Genomic DNA, 17,589 nt, shown 5'->3' with positions numbered 1-17,589 from the left:
AGAGGAGAAATGGACTCTGGTATCAATTACAGGATTCCGGCTTGGGTCATCAGCTCCACCGCTTTCTTGCTGTCGAGTTTCGAGGCATCCACTTTAGGTGCGTCGAGATCCTTGAGTGGCACCAGTTTCGCGTTGGAGTCGGCACCCACGCCAACGGCGTATTCGAACGATTTGCCATCCTTGAGGACCGCCTGGCCGCCTTTGCCGGTGACCCACTTGAGGAACGCCTGGGCTTCTTCCTGGTGTTTGCTGGACTTCAGTACACCGCCGCCGGAGAGGCTGACGAAGGCGCCCGGGTCCTGGTGCTTGAAGTAGTGCAGCGAAGTGTTCTTGCTGTTCTCGCCGGTCTTGGCCTGGTCGCCGAAGCTGTAGTAGTGGTAGATCACGCCGCTTTCGACTTGACCGGCATTGACCGCCTTGAGCACCGCGCTGTTGCCGCGATAGATCGTGGCGTTGGTTTTCATCGCCTTGAGCCAGTCCAGGGTCGCGGCTTCGCCTTTCAGTTCCAGTACGCCAGCGACGATGGCCTGGAAGTCGGCACCGGCCGGCGAAGCGGCCCAGCGGCCTTTCCACTCAGGGGAAGCGAGGTCGAGCAGGGACTTGGGCAGTTGGGCTTCGGTCAGCTTGCTCTTGTTGTAGACGAATACGGTGGAGCGTGCGGCGATGCCGACCCAGTTGCCATGGGCCGGACGGTAGGCGGCGCCGACCTGTTCCAGGGTGGTCGGTGCCACCGGGGCGAACAGCTTGGCATTGTCCACCAGGACCATGGCCGGGGAGTTTTCGGTCAGGAACACGTCCGCTGGAGACTTGTCGCCTTCCTGGACGATCTGGTTGCCCATCTCGGTGTCGTCGCCGTTACGCAGGGTGACCTTGATCCCGGTTTCCTTGGTGAAGCCTTCGACCCAGCCCTTGGTCAGGCTTTCGTGCTGGGCGTTGTAGACCACGATGCCGTCGGCGCTCGGGGCGGCGTAGGCGTGCCCGGCGTTCAGCAGGGCGGTGGCCACCAGGGCGGTTTTCAGAAACGAAGGAAGACGGGAAATCATTGCGTGGGTAGCTCCTGCGGTCTTTTGGTATTCGAGTTGGCTGGTGTTTTCCGGTGCCTGTGTGCCAGTGCCGCCGGTCCAGTTAAACAATAGGAATCATTCGCATGCTTTGTCTGGGCGGCAATGTAGTGGGTGAAATGTGAAAATAATGTGAAATTGATCGTTAATGTATGTCATTCGTATTTTGATTAGAGCCGACGCGGGCGATTCTGCCATGAATGTCGGGGCATCGGGGGGGCTTGTCGAGGCAGGGCCTGTTTTATCGGGCGAAGCGGATCACCAGGCGGGCGAAGAATGCGCCGGTGAAGATCACCGCCAGCAGCCGCAAGGTCTGCATGGCCAGGACCAGGCCGACATCGGAGTGGGTGTCGACTGCGATGATCGCCATGGTGTCGAGTCCGCCGGGGCTGGTGGCCAGGTAGACCGAGAGGAAGTCCTGGCCGAGCAGTTTGGCCAGGACCCAGGCCGAGGCGGCGCACAGGCTGATCAGGCTGACGGCGCCGAGGATCATCGTCGGCAGGCGTTTCCAGACGTAGAGTACGGTCGCGCGGTCGAAGCGCAGGCCGACGTAGCAGCCGATGGCGCCATAGGCGATCGCCAGCAGCCAGGCGGGCAGGGTGATGTGCAGCACGCCGGCGAGTTGCAGGCCGCCGCCGAGCAGCAGCGGCACCAGCAAGGCGCCCGCCGGTATGCGCGCACCGAGCACCACGCCGAGCACCGCGGTGGCCAGGGTCAGCCCGAGGTTGAGCAGGCTGAGGCCGTGCTGTGTCGCACCCGTGGCATGTAACTCGCCACCGTTGGCCGGGGCTTCGAGCAGATGGCTGACCAGCGCGCCGATCACCACCACGCACACCACCCGTACATATTGCATGGTCGCCACCACCCGGGCGTCGGCACCGAAATCGTCGGCCATCGAGACCATGGCCGACGCCGCGCCCGGCGACGAGCCCCAGGCCGCAGTGCTGGGATGGAGCCCGCCGAAGCGCACCATCGCCAGGCCCACCAGGGAACTGAGGCCGATGGTCAGTACAGTGGCGACCAGCATCAGGTGCCAGGACTCGGTCATCGAGGTCAGCACCGCCAGGGTCATCGAGTGCGCGGCCAGCAGGCCGATGCAGCCCTGGCTCAGGCGGAAGGCTTCCTTGTGCAGGCGGATACGGGCGCCGCCGACCCCGAAGGCGATCGCCACCAGCATCGGGCCGATGAATTGCCCGGCGGGCAGTTCGGCGTACTTGAGCAACTGCCCGCTGCCGCCGGCCAGCAACAACAGGGCCAGCCATTGCAGTGGGCGGGGCCAGGTGGTCAGGGAAAACCGTGATGATGCGGACAAGGACACTCTCCAAAGCGCTGGACGCGCCTGTTGCAGGGCGTTGAAAACGGCGCGATGGGCAAATTATTGATAGCGCAATTGATCAAGTCCAGTTTCTAATTGTGATGAAACGATAACTTTGGTTGATCAATATGGACCTGCGGGATCTCACCTATTTCGAAACCATCGCCGAGCTCGGTCATCTGGGCCGCGCGGCGCAGAAACTCAATCGCAGCCAGCCGGCACTGACCAAGAGCATCCAGCGGCTGGAGGCGTCGTTCGGGACCAAGCTGTTCGAGCGCGAGGGCCGGCGGATCAAGCTGACGCCGGTCGGCGAGTTGTTGCAGCAGCGCGGTCGGCAGTTGCAGCAGAGCATTGCCGAGACCCACCGTGAAGTCCGCGACTTCGCCAGCGGGGTGCTGGGCAATATCCGCCTGGGTTGTGCGGCGAGCATGGCCGAGTATCTGCTGCCGCAGTTGACTGCGGCCTTGCTGGAGCGGGCACCGGAGATCACCTTGAACCTGGCGATCGGCCAGGACGACATGTTGCGCGAGTCCCTGCGTTCCGGGCGACTGGACATGGTGATCTGCCCGCTGTTCGACGATGATCCGCAGTTGTTCTGCCATCCCTTGTTCGATGACGAGGCGGTGGTGGTTGCCAGCCGCAATCACCCGATCTTCGACGCGCCGATTCGCCTGAGCGAACTGGGGCGCTATCGCTGGGTACTGCCGGCGACCGGGGTGTCGTCCCGGCGCTGGATCGACAACGTGTTCCTCGCCCATGAGCTGCCGCTGCCCTCGGTGCAGATCGAGACCAACACGATTTCCCTGCTGCCGCGCCTGATCGACCAGACCCGCTTGCTGAGCTTTCTGGCGAGGGAAACGCTGGAGGACATCAAGGGCGCCACGCACCTGCGCGAAGTGCGGCTCAAGGAAACCACCATGAAACGCACCCTGGTGGTTTCCGTACGGGCCGGCGGCTATTTGTCCCCGGCGGCGCAGACCATGCTCGACCTGCTCAAGCGCGATGGCCGGGCGTTTTTCAGCGAGCGCTGAGCCTGTCGAGCGGATTCACAACGGTCGTACCGGAATGCACAGGTCGCAATCGAGGGTACCGGCCACCGGGTCGTAATGGGCGTCCTTCGGATAGCGTTCGAACGGCGCGCCACTGCCGAACTGCATCCCGCTGCGGGGCAGCCAGTCACCGCACAGTTCGGTCCAGGCATCCGGGAAATCGCGGGTGTGGCCGCTGAAACGGGCGACCGCATAGCATCCGCCCGGCATCGTGGTCACTGTGGCTTCGCCGCTGCCGGTGAAATCGTCCGGCACCTGCACGCAGGCGTCATAACGGCATTTCGCTGCCGGGGTGATCTGCGGGTCGTCGAGGCCGATGCCGAAACGCACTTCGCCCATCAGGCCGTTGCGCTCCATCCAGGGCGCGAATACCTCGCGCCAGAAGGTGCCGATGCCCGGGCCGTAGGGGCCGGTATAACGCATATAGGCGATACGGGTCGGCGGGATATCTTCAAGGGTGACGTCCATCGTCATGTCCTCTGGGGTTTGAGAGCCCTCATGGTCGGACAGGAGCAGGGCGCTTGCCTGATCAGGATTGCGAAATGACCGCAGGCGCCGTTCACGGATGTCGTTGAGGCGCTGCTCCCAGCGTGCCGGTTCGAGACGGCGCCAGGCACTGGGGGTGACCTCGAAGTGTTGCTTGAACGCCCGGGAGAAGGCTTCGCCGGAACCGAAGCCGACCTCCAGCGCGATCTCTAGCACCGTCGCCTCGGGACGCTCGGCCAATTGCAGGGCGGCACAGCCGAGCCGGCGGCGACGCAGGTAGTCGCCCAGGGTTTCGCCGACCCAGGCGCTGAACAGGCGATGGAAGTGGAAGGGCGAGAAGTGTGCGATGGCCGCCAGCTCGGCCAATTCCAGCGGTTGGTCCAGGTGCCGGTCGATGTACTCGAGCACCCGGTTCATGCGCCGGGTGTATTCCAGCAGGCTCTGGTAGGCGACGCTCATTGCCCCTCAACTCCCGTCTGCGGTGCGCCAAAGGCAATCAACTTTCTACGTGTGCCCAGGATAGCGAGGTCGTCGACAGGCCCTATTGGCGGCCTGAAGTAGGACCAATCTGTAAGTGCTGAAGGGCATTTTGTAAACGCTCTTCAAGGTCTTTATCACTGTAAAAACTTCCTTCATGTTTCGCCGTCACTCCAGACCATTGCGAAGGAACACCATGGGCTTGAAATGGGGCGACGACTTTTTCAAAAGAAACGATAAAAAAGATTGCCTCTTCTGTCGACCCGGCCAGTCATGTTCCTGGTGCAAGGCGCCTGGCTGGCGGACAGAAAGTTGGGGCTACTTCGGTGGCGTTGAACAGAAAGACCCCGCCCCGGCGCCTCCGGAGATCCCCCTCCAAAAGGAGCCATGGCCCCTGCCGAAACCGTCGCAAGGCGTGATCTTTGCCAAGTCCTGCAGCCCCGGAAATTGGTGTTGTACGGAGGCGGGCACGACCACCGAACCGGCTGCCCATTTCGGCAAGGTCATGGTGGCGAAAACCAAGGCGATCCCTGCAGGAGCCGCCGCGCTTGGCGCCACGCTGGGAGCCGATGCTGCACTGGGTCGAATAGCCGGCGGCGGCATCATCCAACAGGGCTTCCGATGGATGCTGCGCAGCGCCATGGTGGCCGGTGGTGGCGCTACGGTGTTTATCGCCGGCATGCTCCCGGCCCGCATGGGGGACGGCACCCTGTACAGCGATGACGAACTGCGCCAGATGACGGCGGCGGCCTCCCGCGTGCGCTTCCAGTTTCGTCACGATGCCGAGGGTGTGTTGCAGCTCTACGGTATTCACGCTTCCGGTTCCGGGGATGACAGCGTCCGCATTGTAAAAGCCCAGTGGCGGGCCGATGGCCGCACGCTTGAAGCCCACCTGGGCGACGGCATCACCCTGCTTTGGACGCCCAACAGTGGCCCGCTACTCACCCCCGAACTGACTTTCCCGGAACACACGGATGAGCCGATGGGCAGCATCCTGGTGCATCCCATTGAGGAGGGGGTGGACTCACAGATCGACGGTTATCCCGTCGCCGACGACGTTACCCTTGGCGACCGGATCATCACGTTCCCGCTCGACTCCGGGTTGAGGTCGATTTATGTAGTATTTTCGAAGCCGTTTGGAGGGGATCATTCGTACTATCCACCGCCCAAAGAGCTGGTGGCTTTTCCTGACGCTGTAAGGGATAAATTGAAAAGCAGTGTTCAGGGCGGAGGGAAAAAGCGTAGACGCTGGAAAGATCGTAAAGGACGTATTTACGAGTGGGACAGCCGGCATGGGGCAGTCGAAATGTACGACAGACAAGGCAATCACCTTGGGGAGTTCAACTCAGAGACAGGTGAACAAACCAAACCCGCCAAGCCTGGCCGAAAAATAGAAAAATAGGAGCATTTATGTATTTGTGTATCACTGGCTTTTTAGTGGACGACTCGGTAGACAGTTCGTTGAAATATGAGTTGGATGTGCCTCCCGAGTTTGAGCAAGCGGTCATGGATGTTTTGGGTTGGAAAAACCTTGCGGATGAATGTGATGGGGATTTGCCGCTAACCAGCGACCAGATCCAACAGATCGCTTCTGTTATCAAGGAGCCGCTACCCAGCGACTTGGACCTATTTATTGGCGTGGTGAGAGATTAAACGTCGAGGTGGAACTTTGAGGTACACCGTCGAAGCCTTTGATAGAGAAACCGAATTGTTAGCCTTTGAAATTGAGCTTCCTGACGACTGCGAGGAGCAATTATCAGCCGTCATGGCGTGGTCCGCTCCTCAACGTGGTGATGAAGGCTACGACCTTAGCGCCTCACAGTTGGATGCTATTGAAGCATTGGCGGGTAGAAGGTTTTACGACCAGCGCTATATTTTCCAACTGACCTGCAATGCCTATTGACCTGTCCTCCAAATCGCTCAGCCCTTGCCTTCTGTCCGCCCGCTGCTGACCTCCGCCGGCACATCATCCCCGGCCATGCGCTTGCGGAACAGCCCGGTGCGCGCCAGCAGCAGGGTGGTTACCGGTACGGTGATCGACAGCAGGATCGGGATCAGCCAGGCGTGCAGCACCGGCTCCGACTTGAGCGTCGAAAAATACAGGATCGAGGCCAGCGCTACGCACCAGGCGCCGAGGGTCGAGGCCAGCGCCGGTGGGTGCATGCGCTGGAAGAAGTCCTTCATGCGCAGCAGGCCGATAGCGCCGCACAGGGCGAGCAGGCTGGCGGCCACCAGCAACAGGGCCACCGGGATTTCGATCCACAGCGATAACGCATTCATTCGATCACCTCGCCGCGCAGGAGGAATTTGGCCAGGGCAAAGGAACCGACGAAGCCGAACAGGGCAATCAGCAGCGCCGCTTCGAAATAGGTGTCGCTGGCGTAGCGGATGCCCAGCACCAGCATCATCAGCATGGCAATCAGGTAAAGGTAGTCCAGGGCCAGGACCCGGTCCTGGGCCGAGGGGCCCTTGAACAGCCGGACCACGGTCAGCACCAGCGCCAGGCTGAAGATGAACAGGCTCAGCAGGATCGCGTTGGCGAGCAGTGCGCTCATTCGAAAATCTCCATCAAGGGGCGTTCGTAGGTCGCCTTGAAGTGCTGGATAAACGGCGCTTCCTCGTCCAGGTCGAACACGTGCAGCAACAGGACGCTGCGGTCCAGCGCCAGCTCCGACCAGACGGTGCCGGGAATCACCGTGCAGATCATCGACAGCGCCGCCAGGCCGTTGGCGTCGCGCAGGTCCAGCGGCACCTTGACGAAGGCCGAGCGCGGCGCCCGGCGTCCGGCATTCAGCACGCCCCAGGCGACGGCGAGGTTGGACAGCACCATGTCGGCCCCGACCCGCAGCAGCAGGCGCAGGATCACCCCGGGGCGACGGATGCGGATCGGCCGCGGGCGCAAGGGCGCCATCAGCACCGGGGCGAAGAACCCGAGGGCCGCCCCCAGCAGCAGGTTGCCGGGGCTGATCGACAGGTTCAGCAGCAGCCACAACAGCCAGAGCGCCAGGGACAGCCAGGGCGCGGGGAACAGGCGCTTCATGGCTGCACCTCCACGGCGGCGGACGGATTCGGCACCGGGCGGGTGGCCTGCACCGCGCTGATATAGCGCCCGGGGCTGTCGAGGGAGTCGGCCGCGGCCTGGGTGTAGCGCAGCAGCGGCTCGGCTTTGACCGTCAGCAGGATGCACAGGCCCAGCAGGGCGACGATGGGCAGGCATTCCAGACGTCGCAGCGTCGGCGACGGGCGCTCCTGGGGTGTCCAGAAACGCGAGATGCCCATGCGCGAGAAGGCCAGCAGCGAGGCGAGTCCGGACAGCACCAGCAACGCTAGCAGGGCCCAGGCTGCCGGGGCGATCGGGGCGTCGATGCCCAGTCCCCGTGGATTGAGCAGGGCGCTGAGCAGGGTCAGCTTGCCGATGAAACCGGACAGTGGCGGCATGCCGATGATCAGCAGGGCGCAGGCGATGAAGCTCAGGCCGAGGAAGGCCATGGTCCAGGGGATGACTTGGCCGACCAGGGCCTTCTGCTCATCGTCGAGGTTGGTGCCGGGGCGCGGCTGCGAGGACTCCGGCGAGCGTGGAAGCGGGTAGATGTCCTCCTCCAGTGGCAGTTCGTTGGCCGAGCGCGAGCGTTCGATCAGTTCGGCCAGCAGGAACAGCGCACTCAGGGCCAGGGTCGAGCTGACCAGGTAGAACAGCGCGCCGGCGGTGAGGTTCGGCTGGGCGAAACCGATGGCCGAGAGCAGGATCCCGGCCGAGACCAGGATACTCAGGCTGGCCATGCGCTCCAGGCGCCGGGCGGCGAGGATCGCCACGGCAGCGCAGGCGATGGTCGCCATGCCGCCGTAGATCAGCCAGTCGCCACCGAAATGCGCCGAGGCGCCGGCCTCGCCGGAGAACAGCAGGGTCCACAGGCGCAGCAGGGTGTAGACCCCGACCTTGGTCATGATCGCGAACATCGCCGCCACCGGGGCGCTGGCCGAGGAGTAGGCGGGCACCAGCCAGAAGTTCAGCGGCCACATCCCGGCCTTGGCCAGGAAAGCCACCGCGAGAATCGCCGCGCCGGCATGCAGCAGGCCGCGATCGGCTTCCGGCACCAGCGGGATCTTCAGGGCCAGGTCGGCCATGTTCAGGGTGCCGGTGACGCCATAGATCAGCGCCGCGCCGATCAGGAACAGCGACGAGGCCAGCAGGTTGATCGCGATGTAGTGCAGCCCCGCCGACACCCTCGGGCGCCCCGAACCGTGCAGGACCAGGCCATAGGAAGCAGCCAGCAGGACCTCGAAGAACACGAACAGGTTGAACAGGTCGGCGGTCAGGAAAGCGCCGTACAGGCCCATCAACTGGATCTGGAACAGCGCGTGGAAGCTGGCCCCGGCGCGGTCCCAGCGGGCCATGGCGAACAGCAGCGCGCTGACGCCGATGATGCCGGTCAGTACCAGCATCAGTGCCGAAAGGCGGTCGACCACCAGCACGATGCCGAACGGCACCTGCCAGTTGCTCGGCAGGTAGACGCCGATGGAGCCGGTTTCACCCGACTGGGTGAAGAGCAGCAACAGCACCGAGATGCCCAGGCCGATCAGGCTCGACACCAGGTTGAGGCGGGCCTTGAGCGGCCGGTGTTTCTCGCCGAGCATCAGCATCAGTGCCGCCGTGAGCAGCGGCAGCAGGATCGGGGCGATGATCAGGTGCGACATCGGGTTCATTCCTTGGGCTCCCGGCCATCGACATGGTCGGTGCCGGTCAGGCCCCGAGAGGCCAGCAGCACCACCAGGAACAGCGCGGTCATGGCGAAGCTGATGACGATGGCCGTGAGCACCAGGGCCTGGGGCAAGGGATCGGTGTAGTGGAGCAGGTCCTGGGGCACGCCGTCCTTGATGATCGGCTCGTTGCCGATGAACAGGCTGCCCATGCTGAAGATGAACAGGTTGACCCCGTAGGACAGCAGGCACAGGCCCATCACCACCTGGAAGGTCCGTGGACGCAGCACCAGCCAGACGCCGGAGGCCGCGAGCACGCCGATGGCAATTGCAATGACTTCTTCCATCAGGCGGCTCCTGGCTTGGCTTGGGCGGTGAGTGGCTGGCTCGGCCGGTGGGCACGGACCGACTGGTGCGCGAGGGCGGTGAGGATCAACAGGGTCGAGCCGACCACCACCGCATACACGCCGATATCGAAGAACAGCGCGCTGGCGACATGGATATCCCCCAGCAGCGGCAGGTGCAGGTGGGCGGTGTGGGTGGTCAGGAACGGATAGCCGAAGGCCATTGCCCCGAGGCCGGTGACCGTGGCGAACAGCAGGCCGGTGCCCATCCAGCGCAACGGCCGCAGGCTCATCTGCGCCTCGACCCATTGGGTACCGGCGACCATGTATTGCAGGATAAAGGCCACCGACATCACCAGGCCGGCGACAAAGCCGCCGCCCGGTTCGTTGTGGCCACGCATGAACAGGTACATCGAGACCACGAAGGCGATCGGCAGCAGCAGGCGCACCAGCACTGCCGGCACCATCATGAAGCCCAGGGCGGTGTCGCTGGCGCTGCGCGGGTTGACCAGGTCGGTGACCACGTCCGGGGCCAGCAGGCGCTGCTGGTTGGGCAGTTCGAGGCTTTCCTTCGGCGGGCGGAAGCGTCGCAGCAGGGCGAACACGGTGAGGGCGGTAGCCATCAGCACGGTGATTTCACCGAGGGTATCGAAGCCGCGGAAGTCCACCAGCATCACGTTCACCACGTTGCTGCCGCCGCCCCCGGGCAGGGCGTGGCTCAGGTAGAACGAGGAGATATGGTTGGGCGTCTGGCGGGTCAGCATGGCATAGGACAACAGCGCCATGCCGCCGCCCACGCCCACCGACAGCAGCAGGTCGCGCAGGCGGCGAATGCGCGCTTTGGGCAGGCTGCTGGGCAACGGCGAGACGTCTTCGATACGCCGTGGCAGCCAGCGCAGGCCCAGCAGGATCAGCACCGTGGTCACCACTTCCACCACCAACTGGGTCAGGGCCAGGTCCGGCGCGGAGAACCAGACAAAGGTGATGCAGGTCATCAGGCCGCAGACGCCAACCATGATCAGGGCCGCCAGCCGGTGGTACTTGGCCTGCCAGGCGGCGCCCAGGGCGCAGGCGATGGCTAGCAACCAGAGGGTGACGAAGACGATGGAGCCGGGGATCTTCGGCCGGTCACCCCAGGACAGGCTGCCGTGCAGCATCGGGATCAGCCCGGCGACCACCGCCGCCAGCACCAGCAGGAACAACTGGGTTTGCAGGCGCTGGGTGCTGACCCGGCGCTCGATGCGTCGGGCGTAGCGCATGACGATCACCAGACTGCACTCGAACAGGCGCTTGCCGTTGAGGCGGCCGATCAGCGGCGGGCGGTTGAAACGGCCACGCTTGAGCTGCTTGCGCAGCAGCAGATAGAGCAGCACGCCGGCGGACAGGGCGATCAGGCTCATGATCATGGGTGCGTTCAGGCCGTGCCAGATCGCCAGGCTGTATTCCGGCAGGGTCCCGCCGACCACCGGCAGCGCCGCGGCGGCGAGGATCGCGCCGACCACCTGGGCCGGGAAGATCCCCACCAGCAGGCAGGTGAACACCAGCAGTTCCACCGGTGCGCGCATCCAGCGCGGCGGCTCGTGGGGCGTGTGGGGCAGATCGGTGGCCTTGGGGCCGAAGAACACATCGACAGTAAAGCGCAACGAGTAGGCGACGCTGAAGGTGCCGGCGACGGTGGCGATCACCGGCAGCGCGGCTTCGACCCAGGCCGTGGAGTTGATGAACACCGTTTCGGCGAAGAACATTTCCTTGGACAGGAAGCCGTTGAGCAGCGGCACCCCGGCCATGGCGGCGCTGGCGACCATCGCCAGGGTGGCGGTGAACGGAATCAGCTTGACCAGGCCGCTGAGCTTGCGGATATCACGGGTGCCGCTTTCGTGGTCGATGATGCCGGCGGCCATGAACAGCGAGGCCTTGAAGGTCGCATGGTTGAGAATATGGAACACCGCGGCCACGGCGGCCAGCGGACTGTTCAGGCCCAGCAGCAGGGTGATCAGGCCCAGGTGGCTGATGGTGGAGTAGGCCAGCAGGCCCTTGAGGTCGTTCTGGAACATGGCGCAGTAGGCGCCGAGCATCAGGGTCGCGGCCCCGGCACCGCTGACGATCCAGAACCATTCATCGCTGCCGGAGAGCGACGGCCACAGCCGCGCCAGGAGAAACACCCCGGCCTTGACCATGGTCGCCGAGTGCAGGTAGGCCGAGACCGGTGTCGGCGCGGCCATGGCGTGGGGCAGCCAGAAGTGGAAGGGGAACTGCGCGCTCTTGCTCAGGGCGCCGATCAGGATCAGGGGCAGCAGGACCGGATACAGGGCGTGGGCGCGGATCCGCTCGCCCGCCGCCAGCACGCTGTCCAGGTCATAGCTGCCGACCACATGGCCGAGGATCAGCACCCCCGCCAGCAGGCACAGGCCGCCGGCCCCGGTTACCGTCAGCGCCATATAGGCACCGCGGCGGGCGTCGCTGCGGTGATGCCAGTAGCCGATCAGCAGGAAGGAGAACAGGCTGGTCAGTTCCCAGAAGAACACCATCTGGATCAGGTTGCCCGACAGCACCAGGCCGAGCATGGCGCCCATGAAGGCCAGAAAAAACGCGAAAAAGCGTGGCACCGGGTCTTCCGGCGACATGTAGTAGCGGGCGTACAGCGACACCAGCGTGCCGATGCCCAGCACCAGCATGGAGAACAGCCAGGCAAAGCCGTCCAGGCGCAGGACGAAGTTCAGGCCCAGGCTGGGCAGCCAGTTGACGGTCTCGTGAATCACGCCGCCATGGGCGATCTGCGGGTAGAGCAGGGCCATCTGCAGGGTGCCGGCCAGGGCGATGACACCGGCCAGGATGGATTCGCTATTGCGCGCGTTATGCGGCAGCACGGCTGCCAGACAGCTGCCGATAAAAGGCAGAAGCAGTAGAACTATCAGGGACATAGGCTTCTAATCTGCAGGAGTTTGCGAAGGATCATACGTGGCGCACCGGGGATCACCAACCAAGAACCTGTGGCAGAATCCTACAAGGTAGGTGGTAAACGGCTGATGTGCCTGTTCGGAGTGGTGTGTCAGGGAGGGGATGTGTCGTCTGAGAGGGCGCCTTCGCGAGCAAGCTTGCTCGCGAAGAACGATAACGCGGTCTACGGGTTGTTCGGGTCCAGCACCTCGGTTTCTACGTCGTCCTCGACCGGCTCGACATGTTTCCCCTTGGTCTTCAACTCACTGACGATCACTGCCGTCACGATCAACGCCGCCCCCAGCAGCGCGATCCCCGGCAGACGCTCGCCGGCCACGCGCCCGGCAATTCCCGCCCAGACCGGCTCCCCGGCATAGATCAAGGTCGCGCGGGTCGGCGACACACTCTTCTGCGCCCAGTTCATCGCCACCTGGATCGCCGCGCTGGCGGCGCCGAGGCCGACCGCACTGGCCACCAGCAGCCAGGAAAACTCCGGCAACGCCTCCTGGGTCGGGACGATCATCAGAAACGCCAGGATCGACGCCGTGCCCAACTGCACCACCGTCACCCGCCGTACGTCGACCTTGCCGGCATAGTTGCTGATCAGGATGATCTCGGCGGCAATCGCAATGGCGCTGATCACCGTGACGATCTCACCGGAGCTGAAATTCAGCTGCGCGCCATTGGGACCGGACAACAGCATCAAGCCGGTGAACGCCAGCATGATCCCGATACTCGGCATCAACCCCGGGCGCTTGCCCAGCACCAGCCATTGCAGCAGCGGCACGAAGGGCACGTACAACGCGGTAATGAACGCCACCTGGCTGCTGGGAAGGCTTTGCAGGCCCACGGTCTGCAACCCGTAGCCGAGCATGATCGCGGTGCCGATGAAGATCCCCGCCTTCACTTCGAAGGCGGTGATGTCACGCAGGCTGCGGGCCGAGAACAGGGCGACGATGGACGCCGCGGCGGCGAAACGCAGGCCGACGAAGAACATCGGGCCGCTGACGGTCATGGCGTTTTGCACCAGCAGGAAGGTGATGCCCCAGACCATGGTGATCAGGATCAGCACGCACTCGGCCTTGCTGAACCGCAGGGTCGAGGCAAACGAGGTATTGGAGTTCGCCGCAGTCATGGTCTTGCACACTCTCCAGGTGGGACGCACAATGCGCCGGAGGTGGGCAGTATACTGCGCAAACCAATCAAGTGAGCAATATAGTGCACAAAGAAAATTCGCAACGGGCTTCGGTGCTGCAGCATGTCAGCTTGAACGTGCGCCGCCTGCGTCATGAAGCTCAGCTGAGCCAGAGCGCACTGTCGGAAAAGTCCGGGGTCAGCCGGCGTATGCTGGTGGCGATCGAGGCGGGGGAAAAGAATGTCAGCCTGAGCACCCTGGACCGGGTCGCCGAGGCCCTGGACGTGGCCTTCAGCGACCTGATCCAGGCGCCGGACGCCCGCGACCCGAGTCGGATCAACGAGGTGGCCTGGGCCGGGGCGATTGCGGGGAGCAAGGCGGTGCTGCTGGCCAAGGCGGTGGCGAGCCGGGAAGTCGAACTCTGGGAGTGGCGTCTGGAACCGGGCGAGCGTTATGACTCGGAAGCGGATTGCGAGGGTTGGAGTGAACAGCTCTATGTCTTCGAAGGCTGCCTGACGGTGTTGCTGGGGGAACAGCAGCGGTCGCTCGCAGCGGGCGAGTTCTTCATGTTCCCCAGTAACCAGCCTCACAGTTATCGCAATGATGGCGAAAGCGCGGTGCGTTTTATTCGCAATGTGGTGCTGTAGGTGCAGTCGGTCGACGTTCGATCGCTTGCGATGAGGCCGGGAAGTCTTGCAGGCTTGCACGGCGGTGTGGCGGATGAACGGCTGGCCGGGGGCGACCGACACGACTTCTATCTGGGCAAGCCCTGACAAGGGAGCAAACAATGAGTGAGACCCTGAGCGGACAGGCGACATCAACCATTTCGGCGGTTGTTGGCCGCGCCGATGTGTTGATCGTCGGTGGTGGCCTGAGCGGTGCGATGCTGGCGGCGCAGTTGCTGCGCCTGCCTGGCCGGCGGCGGATCCTGATTGTCGAACCGCGTGCCGAGTTGGGGAGGGGGGAGGCCTACAGCGCCACGGAGCTGGGGCATACGTTGAACGGCAACGCGGCGCGGATGAGCGTCGACCCCGATAACGCTGATGACCTGACCCAGTGGCTTGAGGCGTTTATTGCCAAAGGCGGTTGGCCGGAATCGGATCAGCAGCACGTGCCGGTGAGTGAGCTTTTTCCTCCCCGGGGGATCTTCGGTCTCTATGTTCAGCAACGCCTGGCCGAAGCTCGGGAGCAGGGGGCGGTGTCGGGATCGACGGCTGAGCATGTGTGTGGCGAAGCGGTCGATCTGCACATCGACAGCAGCGGTGCGCGGCTAACACTGGCCGACGGTCAGTGCCTGGAAGGGGCTTACGCGGTGCTGGCCACCGGTATGTTCCCGGCGGCACGCACCCGGCAGAAACACTCCAGCGGCTTGAATGCGGCGGCGATAGATCCTTGGGATGTCGCCGCCATGTCGCGACTCGATCCGCAAGGGACGGTGCTGATCATCGGTTCCGGCCTGACCATGGTCGATGCCGTGGTCTCCCTGGAGCAGGCCGGGCATCGCGGGCCGATCCGGGTGTTTTCCCGGCATGGGCTGTTGCCCCATGTGCGCCGCCAGCCACCGGCCTGGGAGGATTTCCTGGCCGCCGATCAGAGCATTCGCAGCCCTCGGCAGTTGCTGCGCGAGGTGCGTCGCCAATGCGCCGCTGCGTTGGCGTCCGGGATCGACTGGCAGGCTCCGTTGGACACGGTGCGGGCGCATATCGGTCGACTCTGGAGCCAGGCCAGCGATGTCCAGCGTCGGCAGTTCGTGCGGCATGTGCGGCCCTGGTGGGAGAGCCATCATCACCGTTCGCCGCCTTTGAGCGCCGAGTTGGTGGAGCGTCTTTATAAGGAAGGGCGGCTGACCATCGAGGCGGCGTCACTCAAGGGTCTGGACGAGCCACGGGACGGGAGGGTGAGTATTTCCATCCGGCCACGGGGGGAGTCGCGGGCGCGTACGGTCACGGGAGAGGCCTTGATCAACTCCACGGGTATTGAGTACGACTGGCGGCGGGTGGATCGGCCATTGCCGCAACAACTGCTGGCACGCGGGTTGATTCGTCCGGGACCGTTGGCGCTGGGTATTGCGGCTGATCCGGGTGGGGCGGTGGTGGATGCCGAAGGTGATGTCTCCACGCGCTTGTTCGCCATGGGCCCGCCGTTGCGTGGCATGTGGTGGGAGAGCACGGCGGTGACCGACGTGGCCAGCCAGGCGAAGGCGCTGGCGGTGCGTCTGGCACAGCTGATGGACTCGCAGAAAGGCCGGGGCTGACCTAAAAATTATTAGAATTCAGGGGGTTGCCAGTGTCATCCAACTAGGACATAATGCGCGCCATCAGCTCGGGCGGTAACGTCGCGAACACTGAAGAATCAAGGAGTTGCGGCAAGCCAGTCTTGCAAGGGCGCTCGATTCGACCTGAGGCCGAGTAGCAAAATGGTTATGCAGTGGATTGCAAATCCATCTACGCCGGTTCGATTCCGACCTCGGCCTCCACTCTTCAAAAGCCCCGTAGATTAGCGTCTACGGGGCTTTTTATTTGGGCTTGGAAAAGTGCTGTTGTTATATCCTTCCTGAAGCAATCATCGGACAATTCGCTTTCAATTGCCTGAAACTTCCTAGAAAATCCTTTCGCCTTGCGCTTGCCGAAACCGGTCACTAGTCTTCGCCCATCGCTGCCAAATCAGCGGTCTGGCGTGAGAACCCGTGTTCAGTAAGCGCGTTAGTGCCAGCCATCCTTACGAATATCTTTTCGTTTGCGATCGTTCCATGGTGGCTGTGCGCAGGCAGACTTCGGTCTGGCCGGTTGCCTACTGTCCGGTATTCTCACCCTGCGTACAGCTGCCACCCTTTGCCGCGTGAGAACGGCAAAAGATGGCTCCTCAATCATGTACATGTAGGAGCTGGACCATGGATAAAAGACTTACACCGGACCCGCCTGTAGGCCTGTCTGCTTCGCGTATTGACAAAAGACTGGACCCTGCCGTCGAGCGCGCCTTTGCCCATTATGGGCTTCCGATGAGCGATGACCCGCTCAAACACGACAGCCGTCCGAGGCTGCCTCGCAAACCAGCGTCTCTCAGCGTCGAGGACAAACTGGTCAATGCCAGTTCGGTTCTGCAATCGGCAGCGGCCACCGCCTATGAGTCCGCAGACCAACTTGATGGATCAAATCGCAAGTTGGCAATGGGCACGGTGCATTTGATCGAGTTGGCACAGTCGTGGGTGGATTCGGTTTTAGATGAGGATGCCGTTGTACGTTGAGGCGGGCTCAGCCTGGTGCAGGTGAGTTCTACATCGGGCTGATACCCATCACTATGGGAGGTTCTCAATCGCCTGCCGACTCAGCGCGCAAGTGAGATTGCGCGATTGCTGCCGCATAACTGGCAACCGCCTAGACTGGGTTAACTCACTAACCGAAGGACATGGAATGCTCATTGTCTTCAGCGGTCTTCCGGGCACCGGAAAGACGACCATCGCAAGTGACCTTGCCGCCAGAGTAAGTGCCGTGTATCTGCGAATCGATACGATTGAGCAGGCTATCCGAAATTCCGGTGCTCTGGCACAAGACGTGGGGCGGAGCGGTTACATGGTCGCTAATGAGCTTGCCTTGAGTAATCTTCGTTTTGGCAGCACGGTCATAGTCGACTGTGTTAACCCAGTAATCGAAAGCCGAAAGGCGTGGAGCGAAATCGCCACACGCTCCGGTGCTCCATTAGTGAATATCCAGGTGGTTTGCTCGGATAAACATGAACACCAGCGACGGGTAGAAACCAGGAAAATCGATATTCCTGGACTGACTCCACCAACCTGGCGGTCTGTGTTGGATCATGAGTATGAGGCGTGGGATGACACTACGTTTAATATAGACACAGCCCTGATGTCTCCGGCAGAGGCGGTGGCAATGATCACTAAGCGATTTTTATCCGAGGGGTAGCACCAGCGAAAAGCGCAACGTAGCAAGGCATTCCCAAGAGCGTAAAAGGAGACGAGCGTAAAAGGAGACAGATTTATTTTTTGCCGTTGCGATAAGACTGTGAAAATAAATCTGAGAATCATCTGGCCGGCCTCCCCACCTCACGGAGGTGGCGCAAAATTCAAGGTGCG

Annotated in this window: 17 protein-coding genes, 1 tRNA gene and 1 pseudogene; 9 read left to right on the top strand and 10 right to left on the bottom strand. The window is 62.9% G+C overall.

Annotated elements, in window-relative coordinates:
• Positions 1–26 precede the first annotated feature (26 nt).
• Complete coding sequence (locus tag UCMB321_RS11440) at positions 27–1,043, bottom strand: iron ABC transporter substrate-binding protein (protein WP_040066621.1); 1,017 nt, start codon at positions 1,041–1,043, stop codon at positions 27–29.
• Between the two features lie 259 nt (positions 1,044–1,302).
• The gene (locus UCMB321_RS11435; RefSeq protein WP_040066618.1) at positions 1,303–2,373 is read right to left on the bottom strand and encodes an AbrB family transcriptional regulator; all 1,071 of its coding nucleotides are present in this window, start codon (positions 2,371–2,373) and stop codon (positions 1,303–1,305) included.
• Between the two features lie 131 nt (positions 2,374–2,504).
• Here UCMB321_RS11435 and UCMB321_RS11430 point away from each other — a divergent pair, with 131 nt between their 5' ends.
• Entirely contained in the window at positions 2,505–3,407 is a 903-nt protein-coding gene (locus UCMB321_RS11430; RefSeq protein ID WP_040066789.1) for a LysR family transcriptional regulator, read from the top strand.
• A 15-nt stretch (positions 3,408–3,422) separates the two neighbouring features.
• On the opposite strand, the gene UCMB321_RS11425 is transcribed toward UCMB321_RS11430, so the two are convergent.
• Positions 3,423–4,370 (bottom strand): AraC family transcriptional regulator, encoded by a 948-nt coding sequence (locus UCMB321_RS11425; RefSeq protein WP_040066616.1) that lies wholly within the window; start codon positions 4,368–4,370, stop codon positions 3,423–3,425.
• Positions 4,371–4,584: 214 nt separating this feature from the next.
• Here UCMB321_RS11425 and UCMB321_RS11420 point away from each other — a divergent pair, with 214 nt between their 5' ends.
• Genes UCMB321_RS11420 through UCMB321_RS11410 form a run of 3 tightly spaced genes read left to right on the top strand, consistent with a single transcriptional unit; the run spans position 4,585 to position 6,291 of the window.
• Positions 4,585–5,790 carry a colicin E3/pyocin S6 family cytotoxin gene (locus tag UCMB321_RS11420; RefSeq protein ID WP_084614932.1) on the top strand — a complete coding sequence of 402 codons (1,206 nt, stop codon included), beginning with the start codon at positions 4,585–4,587 and terminating at the stop codon, positions 5,788–5,790.
• Positions 5,791–5,798: 8 nt separating this feature from the next.
• Positions 5,799–6,041 carry a pyocin S6 family toxin immunity protein gene (locus UCMB321_RS11415; RefSeq protein ID WP_040066613.1) on the top strand — a complete coding sequence of 81 codons (243 nt, stop codon included), beginning with the start codon at positions 5,799–5,801 and terminating at the stop codon, positions 6,039–6,041.
• 16 nt (positions 6,042–6,057) lie between these two features.
• On the top strand, positions 6,058–6,291 hold the full coding sequence (locus UCMB321_RS11410; protein ID WP_040066611.1) for a DUF7683 domain-containing protein: 234 nt from the start codon (positions 6,058–6,060) through the stop codon (positions 6,289–6,291).
• A gap of 17 nt (positions 6,292–6,308) precedes the next feature.
• Here the strand turns inward: UCMB321_RS11410 and UCMB321_RS11405 are convergent, their stop codons facing one another.
• The 7 genes and pseudogenes from UCMB321_RS11405 to UCMB321_RS11375 form a co-directional block, all read right to left on the bottom strand.
• Positions 6,309–6,668, bottom strand: a complete 360-nt coding sequence (locus UCMB321_RS11405) for a Na+/H+ antiporter subunit G (protein ID WP_040066606.1) — start codon at positions 6,666–6,668, stop codon at positions 6,309–6,311.
• Complete coding sequence (locus tag UCMB321_RS11400) at positions 6,665–6,943, bottom strand: K+/H+ antiporter subunit F (RefSeq protein ID WP_040066604.1); 279 nt, start codon at positions 6,941–6,943, stop codon at positions 6,665–6,667. Before UCMB321_RS11400 ends, UCMB321_RS11405 begins: the two co-directional genes overlap by 4 nt.
• Entirely contained in the window at positions 6,940–7,428 is a 489-nt protein-coding gene (locus UCMB321_RS11395) for a Na+/H+ antiporter subunit E (protein WP_040066602.1), read from the bottom strand. The genes UCMB321_RS11400 and UCMB321_RS11395 overlap by 4 nt, the downstream gene beginning before the upstream one ends.
• Positions 7,425–9,092 carry a monovalent cation/H+ antiporter subunit D gene (locus tag UCMB321_RS11390; protein WP_040066600.1) on the bottom strand — a complete coding sequence of 556 codons (1,668 nt, stop codon included), beginning with the start codon at positions 9,090–9,092 and terminating at the stop codon, positions 7,425–7,427. The genes UCMB321_RS11395 and UCMB321_RS11390 overlap by 4 nt, the downstream gene beginning before the upstream one ends.
• Positions 9,089–9,433, bottom strand: coding sequence for a Na+/H+ antiporter subunit C (locus tag UCMB321_RS11385; protein WP_040066597.1), 345 nt, complete (start codon positions 9,431–9,433; stop codon positions 9,089–9,091). The genes UCMB321_RS11390 and UCMB321_RS11385 overlap by 4 nt, the downstream gene beginning before the upstream one ends.
• Positions 9,433–12,351 (bottom strand): monovalent cation/H+ antiporter subunit A, encoded by a 2,919-nt coding sequence (locus tag UCMB321_RS11380; RefSeq protein WP_040066595.1) that lies wholly within the window; start codon positions 12,349–12,351, stop codon positions 9,433–9,435. The genes UCMB321_RS11385 and UCMB321_RS11380 overlap by 1 nt, the downstream gene beginning before the upstream one ends.
• 200 nt (positions 12,352–12,551) lie before the next feature.
• A pseudogene (locus UCMB321_RS11375) lies at positions 12,552–13,627 on the bottom strand (DMT family transporter).
• Here UCMB321_RS11375 and UCMB321_RS11370 point away from each other — a divergent pair.
• The 5 genes from UCMB321_RS11370 (at position 13,586) to UCMB321_RS11350 (ending at position 17,419) form a co-directional block, all read left to right on the top strand.
• Positions 13,586–14,149, top strand: coding sequence for a helix-turn-helix domain-containing protein (locus UCMB321_RS11370; RefSeq protein ID WP_040066591.1), 564 nt, complete (start codon positions 13,586–13,588; stop codon positions 14,147–14,149). The pseudogene UCMB321_RS11375 and the gene UCMB321_RS11370 overlap by 42 nt on opposite strands.
• Before the next feature lie 140 nt (positions 14,150–14,289).
• Positions 14,290–15,756 carry an FAD/NAD(P)-binding protein gene (locus tag UCMB321_RS11365; RefSeq protein WP_040066589.1) on the top strand — a complete coding sequence of 489 codons (1,467 nt, stop codon included), beginning with the start codon at positions 14,290–14,292 and terminating at the stop codon, positions 15,754–15,756.
• 148 nt (positions 15,757–15,904) lie between these two features.
• Positions 15,905–15,978 (top strand) — tRNA-Cys (locus tag UCMB321_RS11360).
• A gap of 414 nt (positions 15,979–16,392) precedes the next feature.
• Positions 16,393–16,746, top strand: coding sequence for a DUF6124 family protein (locus UCMB321_RS11355; RefSeq protein WP_040066587.1), 354 nt, complete (start codon positions 16,393–16,395; stop codon positions 16,744–16,746).
• Positions 16,747–16,912: 166 nt separating this feature from the next.
• On the top strand, positions 16,913–17,419 hold the full coding sequence (locus UCMB321_RS11350; RefSeq protein WP_040066586.1) for a P-loop nucleotide/nucleoside kinase family protein: 507 nt from the start codon (positions 16,913–16,915) through the stop codon (positions 17,417–17,419).
• The last annotated feature ends 170 nt before the right edge of the window (positions 17,420–17,589 follow it).

The organism is Pseudomonas batumici (genome assembly GCF_000820515.1).
Lineage (GTDB): Bacteria > Pseudomonadota > Gammaproteobacteria > Pseudomonadales > Pseudomonadaceae > Aquipseudomonas > Aquipseudomonas batumici.
This window is presented reverse-complemented; position numbering and strand designations above follow the sequence as displayed.